12 protein-coding genes and 2 pseudogenes are annotated in these 13,017 nt (G+C 71.0%); 7 read left to right on the forward strand and 7 right to left on the reverse strand.

Annotated features, from left to right (window positions below):
* Together ACIBM5_RS44690 and ACIBM5_RS44695 are read right to left on the reverse strand one after the other, a co-directional pair.
* Window positions 1–662: pseudogene (locus ACIBM5_RS44690) on the reverse strand (peptidase M28); the annotation flags it as partial.
* Window positions 663–913: 251 nt separating this feature from the next.
* The gene (locus ACIBM5_RS44695; protein ID WP_396012437.1) at window positions 914–1,714 is read right to left on the reverse strand and encodes a restriction endonuclease; all 801 of its coding nucleotides are present in this window, start codon (window positions 1,712–1,714) and stop codon (window positions 914–916) included.
* A gap of 415 nt (window positions 1,715–2,129) precedes the next feature.
* On the opposite strand from ACIBM5_RS44695, the gene ACIBM5_RS44700 reads away from it, so the two are divergent.
* Window positions 2,130–2,300 (forward strand): DUF5670 family protein, encoded by a 171-nt coding sequence (locus ACIBM5_RS44700; RefSeq protein WP_380002274.1) that lies wholly within the window; start codon window positions 2,130–2,132, stop codon window positions 2,298–2,300.
* Between the two features lie 360 nt (window positions 2,301–2,660).
* Here the strand turns inward: ACIBM5_RS44700 and ACIBM5_RS44705 are convergent, their stop codons facing one another.
* Both ACIBM5_RS44705 and ACIBM5_RS44710 read right to left on the reverse strand, forming a co-directional pair.
* Complete coding sequence (locus tag ACIBM5_RS44705; RefSeq protein WP_396012438.1) at window positions 2,661–3,713, reverse strand: YihY/virulence factor BrkB family protein; 1,053 nt, start codon at window positions 3,711–3,713, stop codon at window positions 2,661–2,663.
* 209 nt (window positions 3,714–3,922) lie between these two features.
* Window positions 3,923–4,654 carry an SDR family NAD(P)-dependent oxidoreductase gene (locus ACIBM5_RS44710; protein WP_396012439.1) on the reverse strand — a complete coding sequence of 244 codons (732 nt, stop codon included), beginning with the start codon at window positions 4,652–4,654 and terminating at the stop codon, window positions 3,923–3,925.
* 102 nt (window positions 4,655–4,756) lie between these two features.
* On the opposite strand from ACIBM5_RS44710, the gene ACIBM5_RS44715 reads away from it, so the two are divergent.
* Entirely contained in the window at window positions 4,757–5,605 is an 849-nt protein-coding gene (locus ACIBM5_RS44715) for a LysR family transcriptional regulator (RefSeq protein ID WP_396012440.1), read from the forward strand.
* Between the two features lie 463 nt (window positions 5,606–6,068).
* Window positions 6,069–6,299 (forward strand): hypothetical protein, encoded by a 231-nt coding sequence (locus tag ACIBM5_RS44720; protein ID WP_391589744.1) that lies wholly within the window; start codon window positions 6,069–6,071, stop codon window positions 6,297–6,299.
* A gap of 289 nt (window positions 6,300–6,588) precedes the next feature.
* On the opposite strand, the gene ACIBM5_RS44725 is transcribed toward ACIBM5_RS44720, so the two are convergent.
* Window positions 6,589–8,154, reverse strand: a complete 1,566-nt coding sequence (locus ACIBM5_RS44725) for a DEAD/DEAH box helicase (protein WP_396012442.1) — start codon at window positions 8,152–8,154, stop codon at window positions 6,589–6,591.
* Window positions 8,155–8,523: 369 nt separating this feature from the next.
* The gene (locus ACIBM5_RS44730; RefSeq protein WP_355548848.1) at window positions 8,524–8,730 is read right to left on the reverse strand and encodes a cold-shock protein; all 207 of its coding nucleotides are present in this window, start codon (window positions 8,728–8,730) and stop codon (window positions 8,524–8,526) included.
* A gap of 352 nt (window positions 8,731–9,082) precedes the next feature.
* Here ACIBM5_RS44730 and ACIBM5_RS44735 point away from each other — a divergent pair.
* From ACIBM5_RS44735 to ACIBM5_RS44745, 3 genes and pseudogenes are all read left to right on the forward strand, one after another.
* Window positions 9,083–9,193: pseudogene (locus ACIBM5_RS44735) on the forward strand ((2Fe-2S)-binding protein); the annotation flags it as partial.
* Window positions 9,194–9,227: 34 nt separating this feature from the next.
* Window positions 9,228–10,139 (forward strand): RNA polymerase sigma-70 factor, encoded by a 912-nt coding sequence (locus ACIBM5_RS44740; RefSeq protein ID WP_396012443.1) that lies wholly within the window; start codon window positions 9,228–9,230, stop codon window positions 10,137–10,139.
* Window positions 10,140–10,206: 67 nt separating this feature from the next.
* The gene (locus ACIBM5_RS44745; RefSeq protein WP_396012444.1) at window positions 10,207–10,983 is read left to right on the forward strand and encodes an SDR family oxidoreductase; all 777 of its coding nucleotides are present in this window, start codon (window positions 10,207–10,209) and stop codon (window positions 10,981–10,983) included.
* 56 nt (window positions 10,984–11,039) lie between these two features.
* Here the strand turns inward: ACIBM5_RS44745 and ACIBM5_RS44750 are convergent, their stop codons facing one another.
* The gene (locus ACIBM5_RS44750; protein ID WP_396012445.1) at window positions 11,040–11,969 is read right to left on the reverse strand and encodes a hypothetical protein; all 930 of its coding nucleotides are present in this window, start codon (window positions 11,967–11,969) and stop codon (window positions 11,040–11,042) included.
* Between the two features lie 267 nt (window positions 11,970–12,236).
* Between ACIBM5_RS44750 and ACIBM5_RS44755 the strand changes: the two genes are divergently transcribed.
* Entirely contained in the window at window positions 12,237–12,953 is a 717-nt protein-coding gene (locus ACIBM5_RS44755; RefSeq protein ID WP_396012446.1) for an alpha/beta fold hydrolase, read from the forward strand.
* The last annotated feature ends 64 nt before the right edge of the window (window positions 12,954–13,017 follow it).

Raw genomic sequence — 13,017 nt, forward strand, 5'->3', positions numbered from 1 at the left:
GAGCTGCCCGAGCCGGTGGTGTCGATGGTGAGCGGGTTGGGGCCGTTCCACTGGCTGTTGCCGCTGCCGGCCCGGACGTCGTCGTAGCTGTCGAGTACCGCTCCGGTGCTCGCGTCGACGAACACGTGCAACCGGCTGGGCGCGGTGTCGGTACGACCCGCCAGTACGGTTTCCCACGCCAGTGCACTGTTGCCGTCCTTGACTCGGACGACCAGGCGATGTGATTCGACCTTGTCCACGATGGGGAGTCGGGCCTTGGACGTGGCCTCGGCGGCGCCGGCCGCCACGGTCGGCTGGGTGGTGACGGCTATCTGTGCGCCGGTGGCGGCCTGGGTCGCGCGGACCCGGCCCTGACCGTCGGCCAGCACGACCGCGTCCCCACCGACGACCGGGAGGCCGCGGTAGGTGCGCTGGTACGCGACCGAGAACAGGTCGTTGACCCACGGGGTGACGAGTTGGCGTTCGTACTGCTCGTCGGGCCCCTTGGCGAGACTGTCCAGGCCACTGGCGGCCGCCCGGTCGGCGGCGGATACCGCGAGTGCCTGGGGGTTGGCGGGGGGAGGGGACGGGTCGGCACCGGCCGAGGAAGAGCCGGCCGCGCCGATCGCGAGTCCGGCGAGCATGGCCAGGACGGTCCCGGCCGTGGTCGTTCTGCGGTTCATCGAGGCTCCTTGGGTGGGGGCATGCCTCGACCACGTCGCCGGCTTGCGCCGCGACGCCTTGTGAGCGACGCGGGTGACCGTGCAGGCCGGGTTCGTGCCCGAGCGAGCGAAACACTCACACGGGGAAGGGGAGGTGGTGAAGCGATCGACGGGGATCGGCTAGTTCTGGCAAATGCCCACGGTGCGATGCCGACGGCAGGAACGGGAGTTCGGCGCGGGGGCGTCGCGCGAGGCGGGGTGCGGGCGACATGTCAGTCGCAATGCGCCGCCGTAGTCGACTCGGGCCACACCTCGGCGCTCGGGACGGTCGCTGCGGCAGCGTCTGTCGGAACGCCCGCTCCACCGAGCAGCATCGTCGAAAGATCGGTACCCGACATCCATCGGCCCAGGGCCCGCCGGTCGATGGTCACGATGTCCTGGGCTCGGGCAAGCCGGCGAGCGGGCGCGGTGAACCGGGAGTTGGTGACGAGCACCGCGACGTCGGCATCGTGTACGGGTCGCGCCGTCCCGACGAAGCGTTGCATGTCGGGGCTGCCCACGGCGCGGGTCCTGCCCAGCCGCTTGCATTGGATGACGAGGCTGCGTCCGTCGGGAAGCCGGGCCACGACGTCCGCCCCCAGGTCGCCCGCGCCACCGCTGACCACCACGTCGAGGCACGCGTCACGACGGCACAACTCCGCGACGTGTTCCTCGAATCGGGCTCCGGTCATGGCATCGACGGCGGCGAACGAGACCGCACGCGCTCGCGAACCGGCCCGCGTACGCGGCGCCCATCGCCGCCGCTCGGATCGCACCACCGGGCGAAGCCCGCCGCATGCGTACAACGCGCCTATCACCAACACCGCGACGACCACGATCGCCGCCAGCAGGTCCCACGCCTGCTGCACACCGCAATACGCCGCGACGAGACACACGGTCGGCGCCGCCCACCAGAACACCCGGTCGTATCGGACCAGTCCACCGGGTCGTGCCGCCCGACCGAGGCCGCGCCCGAGCGGTCCTCGACCGGGCGCGGCTCCCGAGTCGTCGATCGTGGGACGTATCGTGCTCACAGTCCGCTCCCTGTTCCGTACCCGAGCCGCGGGTTCGCCACGGCGGACCATCCGGCGTCCCGTGTTCCCACCCGGCGCCGTGCCCGGCCGACTCGTGCCCGCGGCGCAACTCGCCGATGTGCCAACGACGTTCAAGCCTTCTTGTCGCTGCCCTCGATCGCCGATTCCAACCGGGGGTTCGAGCATGTTCGCAGAAGTGCGGGCGGGCGGATCGCCCGTCCAGACCGGGAGGCCGCGACCGCGACCCCCGATCTCGTCGGTGCCCGGTCCGGTGCCCGGGCACGGCGTCCGGCGTCCGGCGTCCGGCGGGGCGAAGGTGAAGATCCCTTCTTTCCCGGAAAGCCTTCCAGAAACTCGTGATTTACCTGGAATGCGTGTGGAGGGGTGGGGCACACGTTGGGGCGGAGGTAAACAAATGATTCCCCTTCTGGTGGTCCTGCTTCTCGCCCTGATCCTCTTCGGTGCCGGCTTCGCGCTCAAGGCCCTGTGGTGGATCGCCGTGATCGTTCTGGTCGTGTGGGCTTTGGGCTTCGTCTTCCGCTCTGCGGGTGCGGGTGGCCGTCGCGGCCGCTGGTACCGCTGGTAGGGAGATCCGCCCCTCGCACTGCATCGAAAGGCGGGGGGGGGGGGGGGGGGGGGGGGGGGGGGGGCGCCCCCCCCCCCCCCCCCCCCCGGGCCCCGCGGCGGGGGGGGGGGGGGCGGGGCGGCGGCGGTTGCTCCGGTGTGTGGGTCTCCCCCCCCCCCCCCCGTCTCCACGGGGGGGGGGGGGGGGGGGCCCCCCCCCCCCCCCCCCCCCCCACCCCGCCTTTTCCGCTCTGCCGGTGCCTCCTTTTTATTCTGTTGTGAAGGTTTCCCGATTTACGATTTCCGATTTACCGCGGAACTCCGACTCGGCCGGGAGGCGGGCGGGAAGAGTGGGCGGTCGGGACTCGCCGGGCGGGCGTGGTCAGGGCTTGTCTTGCATGCGGCGGCGCTCGTCGGCGCTCCACGCGCGGGTGTCCCTCGGTCGCACGTACGGCTCCTCGTCCTCGGGCAGGCCGCCGGCGATCGCGCGCCGGCGGGCCAGTTCGGCGTCGAATTCGAGTCCGAGCAGAACGGCGAGGTTGGTGATCCACAACCAGACCAGGAAGATGATCACTCCCGCGAGCGTCCCGTACGTCTTGTTGTACGAGGCGAAGTTCGCGACGTAGACGGCGAAGCCGGCCGAGGCGACCATCCAGATCGCCAGGGCGAGGAAGCTGCCGGGGGTCACCCACGTGAAGCCGCGACCCTCGGCGTTGGGCGCGGCCCAGTACAGGATCGCGATCATGATCGTCACGAGCAGGACCAGGACCGGCCACTTCGCGATCGACCACACCGTCAGCGCGCTGTCGCCGATCCCCAGGGCCGTGCCCACCTGTCGGGCCAGACCACCGGTGAAGACCACGATCAGCGCACTGGCACAGGCCAGAATCATCAGCGCGACGGTCAGACCGAGGCGCAGCGGGAGAACCTTCCACACCGGCCGACCCTCGGGCATGTCGTAGACGGCGTTGGCGGCCCGGATGAACGCGGCGACATAGCCGGAGGCGGACCACACGGCGACCACCAGGCCCACGACCGCCAGGAGCGACCCCAGACCGCTGTTGTCCTGCAACTGGCGTACCGCGTCGCTGATCACGTCGCGTGCCGAGCCCGGAGCCAACTTTTGCAGGTTGTCCAGTACCCGATCGGTGGTCGACTCGCCGGCGATTCCCAGCAGGGACACCAACACCAGCAGGGCGGGGAACAGTGCCAGGACACCGTAGTAGGTCAGCGCCGCGGCGCGATCGGCGAGTTCGTCGTCCTTGAACTCCTTCACCGTGCCACGCAGCACGGCCGACCAGGCCCGTTTGGGCAGCTCGGTGGGATGGTCGGGCTCCCGCTCCTCGACCTGCTCGGGGGGACCGACGTCGAGGTCACGATCGGCGTCGTCACGGTTGTCGGCATCCTCGTTTTCCGGCCGCGGTTCGCGTGTCATGTGCGACGGGTTTCCGGCACGGCCCCACTCATGCCGAGTTCGGGACAATTCGGTCCGGCGCGGGTGGTGGGTGTGGCCGCTTTGCCGTCCTGGCCGTTCGGTTCCAATGCGCACAGGGGCACTGGATGTCTTGATCGGATGCGGAACCACCGGCCGCCCCCGACGCGAAGGCGAACCGCCTCACGCGGGGGACGGCAACCGCGCGCACATCACCAGGGCACTGCGCCGGCGTCATCGAAGAACCCGCCGGTCGGACCGTCGTCGGGCAGGGTCGCGAGCTTGATGGCGATCGCCGCGCCCTGTTCGGGGGTGCGCACGCCGCGGAAGCCGTTGAGGTCGGTCGCGACGAAGCCGGGACAGCCGGCATTGATCAGCACGTTGGTACCGCTCAACTCCCGGGCGTACTGAAGGGTGACGGCGTTCAGGAACGTCTTCGACGGCGCGTAGGCCACGGCGACCGGGCCCGTCGTCTGCTCGCCGGTGGACCCCGACTGCCGGGTGAGGGAACCGACGCTGCTGGACATGTTCACGATGCGCGGCGCGGAAGAGCGGCGCAGCAGCGGCATCATCGCGTTGGTGACGCGGATGACGCCGATCACGTTGGTCTCCACGACCGTCCGGATGACGGCGGGATCGACCCGCGTGGGTTCCTGCGGCATGCCACCGGTGATGGCGGCGTTGTTGACGAGCACGTCGAGGCGCCCGGCCCGCTGCTCGATCAGCCGGGCGGCGGCGGTCGCGCTCGCATCGTCGGTCACGTCCAGCGGTACGCCGAACGCGTCGATGCCGGCCGCGCGAAGTTTCTCCACCGCGGTCTCCCGGCGCCGATCGTCGCGGGCGCCGACGCCGACGCTCCAGCCGAGCGCACCCAGCCCGACCGCGATCTCGTACCCGATTCCCTTGTTCGCGCCGGTGACCAGCGCAATCGTTTGTTCACTCATGGGAACGATGCTGTCCCGGACCCGGCCGAGGGGTCCAACACCGATTGGGTGGGCGACGATACCGCTCGGGTATCGATCCGGGCGCGGCACTAGCATGGCCGCGTGGAGACCCGAGAACTGCGTTACTTCGTCGCCGTCGCCGAAGAGCTGCACTTCGGGCGCGCCGCGCAGCGGCTCGGGATCGCGCAACCGCCACTGTCGCGGGCGATCCGGCAACTGGAACGGCGGCTCGGGGGAGCGCTGCTGAACCGTACGAGCCGCACCGTCACGCTGACCGAGGCCGGCTCGGTGCTGCTGGCCGAGGGCCGGGAGGCCCTGGAGGCGGTCGATGCCGCCGAACGTCGGACCCGCCGCGCGGCCCTGGCCGCGACCGGCCGTCCGGGTCTGGTCCTGGCCGCGAAAGCCGGCGCCTCCAGCGAACTGCTGGCGAAACTGCTGGACGCCTACGCCGCGGAACCGGATGCGGTCGCGGTCGACGTCGTGCTGTGCGGCCCGGCCGAGCAGGAACGCCTGCTGCGCGAGGGGCGGGCCGACGTGGCCCTGCTGCACCGGCCGTTCGACTCGACGGTCGGGTTCGACACCGAAGAGCTCGGTACGGAGGGCCAGGTCGTGGTCCTGCCGGCCGGGCATCCGCTCACCGTCCGGCCCCACGTGCACATGGCCGACGTCACCGCGCTGCCGGACCTGCCCCTGCCCCGCTGGCCCGGCGTCGACGGCACCTACCCTCCCGGCCCGGGACCGCAGGTCCGAGACCATGCCCAGTTGTTGCAGCTGGTCGCGCTCGGCCGCGCCTGCATGGTCTCACCGCAGTCCTGCCGAGCCCAACTGCACGGGGACGTCGTCGCCGTACCCGTGCTGGACGCGCCGCCGGTCACGACCGTGATCGCCTGGCCGCCGCACAGCCGGTCCAGAGCCGTCGCCGACCTGATCCGGACCGCGACCCGCCTGTAGTAGCGCGGCGCCGACCCTATGCACCCGTGAGCGCGCCGGCGGGGCCGAAAATCTATCCCGGCGGAATCAGACATCGGGGAGTCGGTGAACATGTTTTCTGTCGTGGCCAAGCGTGTCTCGGTTCGGAGGGGTGCCGGAGAGGCAGCGGCGAGGCGCGCGGTGGCGCCGATATCGACGGGCGTCGCCCTCGTGAAATCTGTCATGCCGGAGATAGACATTCGCGCCCGGCGTGGCTAATCTTCCCGATGTCGAAACCGAAGGAAACGTCGAACAGACGTGGGCAGATGACGAACTGCCAACCGGGCTTCGCAGCCGGTGGATGGTGAGACGACCCCGACCCGGACCCCGGTGCCACGGCATCGGGGCCCTCGTCATGAGCGGGAGCCCCTACCCGCAACGCCGCGGAGCCCGCGACGAGGAAACCGCTCGGGCCGTGGGCCCACTCGACGATCGGAGGCAGGCGATGGAGCGAGACCCGGGGGACATGGCCGCCCTGGCACGGCGGTTGGCCGCTGCGGCGGAGCAGTTGCTCCTGGCCGTCAAGGGCATGGACGACCTCGGTTGGTCGACCGACTCGTACAGCAGGTCCCACCTGCGCGACGTCGCGAACTGTCTCACGAGCAGCGCCACCCGGATCGCCGCTCTGCATCACGGGCGCGACCCCGCGAACGACGCGGCCGGGCAGGCGCCTTGACGGAGGCGACACGTCCCGTACGGCAGGATTCGGCGGCGGGTCGAACCGGTCGACCTCGACCCGTAGGGAACTCCGCGAGCAAGTGCCGGCCGCGGCCCGGCCGATGAGGGCCCGGACGCGAGCCCTGTGCCGGCCACGGTTGGTCGCCGCTGTTCCGTCGAGGCGGCGAAAGGTCGTGAAGGCGGCGAAGCATCCCGAAGAGCACGAAAGACCCTGAAGTTTCCGGCCAAGCCCGCCCGAGGGGCGGGTGTGGCCGGAAACTTCAGGGCCGGATGTCGCGGTGCGCGGGTCAGGCGGCGGTGGCCGCGCGGGGCGCGGGGCGGCCGGCCGGGCCGGAGCGGCGGGCCTGGGCGGGGCCGCTGCGGCGTCCGCGTGAAGAGGAACCGCTGCCGGTACGGCGGGGGCGGTCCACCACCGGCGCGGTGATGACGACCGGGATTCCGGAGGGCGCCTGGGCGCCGGTGATCCGGGTCAGTTCGGCCTCGCCGGAGCGGACCTGGGTGGTCTGCGGCGTGATCCCGGCGTCGGACATCAGGCGGACCATCTGGCGGCGCTCGCCGGGCAGGACCAGGGTGACCACACTGCCGGACTCGCCGGCGCGGGCGGTACGACCGCCGCGGTGCAGGTAGTCCTTGTGGTCGCTGGGCGGGTCGACGTTGACGACCAGGTCGAGATTGTCCACGTGGATGCCGCGCGCGGCGACGTTGGTGGCGACCAGGACGGTGACGTGGCCGGACTTGAACTGGGTCAGGGTGCGGGTGCGCTCGGGCTGGGACTTGCCGCCGTGCAGCGCGGCGGCGCGGACGCCGCTGTTGAGCAGGTGCGCGGTGAGCCGGTCGACCGCGTGCTTGGTGTCGAGGAACATGATCACCCGGCCCTCGCGGGCGGCGATGTGCGTGGTGGCGGCGTTCTTGTCCGATCCCTGCACGTGCAGCACGTGGTGCTCCATCGTGGTGACCGCACCGGCCGACGGGTCGACCGAGTGCACGACCGGGTCGTGCAGGTACTTGCGCACCAGCAGGTCGACGTTGCGGTCCAGGGTGGCGGAGAACAACATCCGCTGGCCGTCGGGGCGTACCTGGTCCAGGAGTTCGGTGACCTGGGGCATGAAGCCCATGTCGGCCATCTGGTCGGCCTCGTCCAGGACGGTGACACCGACGTCGGCCAGCACGCAGGCGCCGCGGTCGAGGAGGTCCTTGAGCCGGCCGGGCGTGGCCACGACCACCTCGGCGCCGGCCCGCAGCGCGGTGATCTGGCGGCCGATCGGCATGCCGCCGGTCACCGTGGCCATCCGCAGTCGCAGCGAACGGGCGTACGGGGTAAGGGCGTCGGTGACCTGCTGGGCCAGCTCACGGGTGGGCACCAGGACCAGCGCGAGCGGGTGCTTGGGCTCGGCGCGCCGGCCGGCGGTGCGGGCGAGCAACGCCAGGCCGAAGGCCAACGTCTTGCCCGACCCGGTCCGACCCCGGCCCAGCACGTTGCGGCCGACCAGCGAGTTCGGCAGCGTCGCCGCCTGGATCGGGAACGGCTCGGTCATGCCCAGGCCGGTCAGCGTCGCCAGCAACTCGGACGGCATGTCCAACTCGGCGAAGGAGGCCACGGCGGGCAGCGCCGGGGTGATGGTCACCGGAAGCGCGAACTCCCCCCGGGCGCCGGAGGAGCGACGGCCGTAGCCGCCGGAACCGCCGGAACCGCCCGAACGGCCGTAGCCGCCGGAGCGGCCCGAGGCGCCGGAACGGCCGTAGCCGCTGCCGCTGCCACCGGCGGCCGAACGGGTGTAGCCGCCGGTGCCGCCGCTACGGCCGCGGGAGGAGGAACTGTACGAAGAATTGGTGGAGCGGGCGTTCGGGTTCACGGGGAACCTTCCTCGACACGGCACGTACCGCGGAGACCCGGCAGCCGAAAGCCGCGCAAGGTATCACGAGAACGAGCCGAAATGAAAAGCAGAAACGAAGTGGGGCGAAGGAATTCGCGCGCACACACTTCGAAAGGCGCGGCGCCGTGGAAAAAAGCGGCCGGCTGGAGCGGACTGCAAAGTCCGGGGGCGGTGGGCGGTGCGCGGTCGTAAGCCGTCGGCTGCCGCCTGCCGGGCGGGGTGCTGCGTTGCCTGCCGTCGCCACGACCTCGGAAAGAGGGACGAGCAGCCTGCGGGAAAAATACGAACGCCGTATCGGGGCCCGCGACCTCACGGTGCGGCGGGCCCCGATACGGACGCCGAAAAGCGTCAGGCGGGAACGATGTTCTCCGCCTGCGGGCCCTTCTGGCCCTGGGTGACGTCGAAGGAGACCTTCTGGCCCTCCTGAAGCTCACGGAAGCCCTGGGCGGCGATGTTCGAGTAGTGGGCGAAGACGTCGGGGCCGCCGCCGTCCTGCTCGATGAAGCCGAAGCCCTTTTCCGCGTTGAACCACTTCACGGTGCCTGTGGTCGACATGTCGTTCTCCTTAGTCTGGGAAGCAGTACCGGAATCCACACAGTGCGATTCCGCGTCGCCGCAAGGAGCCCACCCGGAGATGACCGGCCAAACAAAAAATGCACCCGCGGATCACGCCCGTCAGGTGCACACAAAGTTCATGGGTACCACAACTGCAACTGAGATCAACATAGCACGGATACCGCCGGCTTCGTGGACGTCGCGGATCAACCGGTCCCGATGATCGGCGATTTCGGGGGACGGCGAACGCGGCCCCGCCATCCCCGCGGCCCACCGAGGGGAACGGTGCCGTCTTCGTGCGGCGGCATCACGACGGCCGGGAGCCGGACCGGGAGATCCCCGAGTGGCGGGCGATCGTCCGCTGTTCCGATCGAGCTGCGCCTTCACGGCTGCCGACTTTCCGATCTGGGATCACAAGCGATACCAGCCGCCCCCGCGGCTCGGCCCCGGTGACGGGCAGGTCCACGCGGCCGTGCGGGGCTTGTACGGTGGGTTTCGTGACGGCTGACGCGTATCCCGACCCCACCGCGGAGTTCGAGGCGGAACGGGGGCGGCTGTTCGGGATCGCCTACCGGATGCTGGGGTCGGCGGCGGAGGCCGAGGACGCGGTCCAGGACGCATACCTGCGCTGGCATGCGACCGATCGCGGGCACATCGACGCGCCGGGGGCCTGGTTGGCCAAGGTGCTGACGAACCTGTGCCTCAACCGGCTGACGTCGGCGCGGGCGCGACGCGAGGAGTACGTCGGACCGTGGTTGCCCGAGCCGGTGCGGACCGACGCGGGGGCGCTCGGGCCGTTGGAGACCGCCGAGCAGCGGGACGCGGTGTCGATGGCGATGCTCGTGATGCTGGAGCGGCTGTCGCCGCCGGAGCGGGCGGTCGTGGTGTTGCGCGACGCGTTCGAGTACAGCCATCGGGAGATCGCCGAGGTGCTGGACTGGCCGGAGGCCAATTCCCGGCAGACGTACCGGCGGGCCAGGCAACACCTGGCGTCCGGGCGCCCGCGTTTCGAGGCTCCCGCGGCGCTGCGGTCCGACCTGCTGGCGCGCTTCCTCACCGCGGCGGCCGAGGGAGCGCTCGAACAACTGGAGTCGCTCCTCGCGGACGACGTCGTGGCGTGGTCCGACGGCGGCGGCAAGGTCTCCGCGGCGACGCGCCCGGTCTCCGGCCGCGCCAAGGTGGCCCGGTTCCTCATGGGTCTGCTGGAGCGCTTCTCGTCCGGGACGGAGTTCGGCTTCGCCGAGGTCAACGGCGACGCGGCGCTGTTGGGCTGGGAGAGCGGGGTGCTCACCACGGCAGCCGTGGTGGAAGTCGGCGCGGAGGGCATCGCAGGCGTGCGGATCATCCGGAATCCGGAGAAGCTGAAATTCCTCGGAGAACAATGCCGGGAGTTGTCACATAACGCGTAGCCGTCCGGTTCCTTGCTGACGAGGGCGGCGTCGCGGTGGCGCGGCGTCCCCGTAGCGAGGAGGAGCGATGGGCGAGAACGTGATCCTGGTGACGGGTGCGACCGGTGTACTCGGGCGCGAGGTGCTGGACCGGGCGCGGCGGACCGGCCTGCCCGTGCGTGCGATGACCCGCAGGACGACGCTCCCGGACGACCCGGGGGTGACCTGGGTGACCGCCGACCTGGAGAGCGGCGAGGGACTGGACGCCGCGTTCGACGGTGTCGCGACGATCATCCACTGCGCGTCGGACACCCGGAAGCCGAAGCACGACATCCCGGGCTGGCGGTTCCTGCTGGACGCCGCGAAGCGGGCCGGGGTCGGGCACATCGTGAACATCTCGATCGTCGGTGTCGACCGCATCCCGTACTCCTACTACAAGATCAAGGTCGAGGGTGAGCGGCTGCTCGCGGAGTCCGGCATCCCGTGGAGCAATCTGCGCGCGACGCAGTTCCCCGCGTTGCTCGACACGGCGTTCGGCGTGTTGTCGAAGGGGCCCGTCGTCCCGGTGCCGTCCAAGACCGTGTGCCAGCCCGTCGACCCGGGCGAAGTGGCGGACCGACTGGTCGAGTTGGCCCAGGGCGCGCCCGCCGGGCGGGTCGCGGACATGGGCGGACCGCGGGTCTACGGGGCGACGGACCTGGCACGCTCCTGGCTGAAGGCGGTCGGCAGGCGGCGCTGGATCCTGCCCGTTCGTGTTCCGGGCAAGGCGGGCGCCGGGTTCCGCGCCGGGGGACTGGTCACGCCGGAGAACGCGGTGGGCGTCCGGACCTGGGAGGACTACCTCGCCGCGAAGCCGTCCCGCTGAGGGCGGCGCGGTTCGCGCACGTTCGCGGAACTCCCGTGCTCGGGCGGCGTCGCGGCTCAGGCATCGAAGCGGGCGGGCGTGAATACCGTGTCCGCGCCGCGGAGTCGCACGAGTTTCACGATCACCCACGCCGCGGCGGCCCAGGGCGCCGCGGCGGCCGGGATGGCGAGGAGGATGTCCGTCCAGCCGTCCGGGTAGCCGAGTACGAGAGGCAGTAGCAACGCGCCGCCTGCGCCGAGGATCAGCATGGCCGGCAGATGCACACGCGGATGGAAGACCCGCAGGCGGCCGGTTTTCGCGGTGGTGAGGCCGGCGGCGAGGACGAGCGTGAGGATGCCGGTGAACGCCCATATGAAGATCATCGGGAAGGTGGTGTCGAAGAACCCGAACGGGTCGTCGTGGACGCCGAGTTCCGGGTGGTCGGCGGCGTAGACCAGATGTGCGGCGCGGCCCCGGGCGGGTGGGTCGAGCGTGCGCACGCCCCGCACGGTGACGCTGCGCGGGCCATCGGTGAACGGGACGGTGACGGTGACCGTGGCGGCGTACTGGTCCTGCTCGTTGATGCTCGTGCCGGTTCGGCGCGCCGTGCCGACGACGCTGTCGATGGGCAGGGTGTGGCGCCCGCCGCCGGCCTCGCGGACCTCGGCCACGCGGCGCCCGTACTCGCCGTCGGGTCCGATCACCTGGATCAGCGCGGCACCGCTGCCGAGGCCGACGACGATCGCGAGGCCGATGCGTACCGGCCAGGCGGAATTGCGAAGCGCCGCGCGGGGAGTGTCCGGCTTGTCGAGGTCCACCCGCGCGATGCCGCGCTGGTCGGCCGCGGACAACGCGGCCCAGGCGACGGCGAACAGCTGCGCCGCGACGGCCGGATACAACATCGCGCCCTTGGGCGGGAGGAGGAAGAGCGGCAGATTGCCGACGACCACGGCCACCACTGCGCACAAGAGCGCCAGGCGCCCACATATTTGCTTCATGAGCGTCACGCGCAGAGGGTACGGGCAATGGGCCCGAGCATGTGCGTTTTCCCGGGGCGCCCGAGTCGAGCCCCGTGCCCTACGTGGGCACGGACAGACCAAGGTCGGGGCACGGACGGATAAACCGCCCCCGCTCGTGGTTCCTAGAGTTCCCCATGTGCCGGCGGTACCCGTTCGACGCGATGCGCGTTCGGCGACGGAATCGCCCCCCGGGACGAGCACCGTCGCCCACGGCCGGCCGCGCATACCCCCATGACGCCAATGAGGAGCATTCCCATGTCTTCCGACAAGCCGACCGTCGTCCTCGTACACGGTGCCTTCGCCGACGCATCCAGCTACGCCGAGGTCATTCCCCGGCTGATCGCCCGGGGGCTGGACGTGGTCGCCCCCGCCGTCCCCAACCGCAGCCTGATCGGTGACGCCGCCTATGTCGCCTCGGTCGTGCGGCAGATACCCGGCCCGGTCGTCCTGGTGGGCCACTCGTACGGTGGTGCCGTCATCACGGTCGCCGGCACCGAGGACAACGTCAAGGCACTGGTCTACCTGGCCGGTTACGCCTTGGAGGCGGGCGAGAGCCTCGGCGAACTGCAGGGCCGCTTCCCGGACTCCGACCTGGCCGAGGCCCTGGTCTACACACCCTTCCCGGTCGAGGGCTCGACCGGCACCGACGTGTCGGTTCGGCCGGATCGGTTCCCGGCCATCTTCGCCGCCGACGTCGACTCCGGGCTTGCCGCCGTCCTCGCGGTCTCCCAGCGTCCGCTCGCCGCGCAGGCCTTCGCCGAAGCGGCCCCGGCCGCCGCCTGGAAGACCAAGCCCTCGTGGGGCCTGGTCGCCTCCTCCGACCACACCATCAACCCCGACGTGGAACGCTACGGCTACGAGCGGGCCGGCATGACCACCGTCGAGGTCGACTCGTCCCACCTGGTGATGCTCTCCCACCCCGGCCGGGTCGTCGATCTGATCGAGGAAGCCGTCCGCGCCACCTCCGACTGACCGGCAACCGCCCGCTCGTCCGGGCCGGCGCACACACTCCCCACCCCTTTGTGAAGAAGCGAAC

It is taken from the genome of Embleya sp. NPDC050493 (assembly GCF_044458105.1).
In the GTDB taxonomy this organism is placed as follows: Bacteria; Actinomycetota; Actinomycetes; order Streptomycetales; family Streptomycetaceae; genus Embleya.

Coding starts and splice junctions, on each gene's coding strand:
- ACIBM5_RS44710 (WP_396012439.1), bottom strand. CDS start 4,654: ATGAGTGAACAAACGATTGCGCTGGTCACCGGCGCGAACAAGGGAATC.
- ACIBM5_RS44745 (WP_396012444.1), top strand. CDS start 10,207: ATGGGCGAGAACGTGATCCTGGTGACGGGTGCGACCGGTGTACTCGGG.
- ACIBM5_RS44705 (WP_396012438.1), bottom strand. CDS start 3,713: ATGACACGCGAACCGCGGCCGGAAAACGAGGATGCCGACAACCGTGAC.
- ACIBM5_RS44700 (WP_380002274.1), top strand. CDS start 2,130: ATGATTCCCCTTCTGGTGGTCCTGCTTCTCGCCCTGATCCTCTTCGGT.
- ACIBM5_RS44720 (WP_391589744.1), top strand. CDS start 6,069: ATGGAGCGAGACCCGGGGGACATGGCCGCCCTGGCACGGCGGTTGGCC.
- ACIBM5_RS44730 (WP_355548848.1), bottom strand. CDS start 8,730: ATGTCGACCACAGGCACCGTGAAGTGGTTCAACGCGGAAAAGGGCTTC.
- ACIBM5_RS44755 (WP_396012446.1), top strand. CDS start 12,237: ATGTCTTCCGACAAGCCGACCGTCGTCCTCGTACACGGTGCCTTCGCC.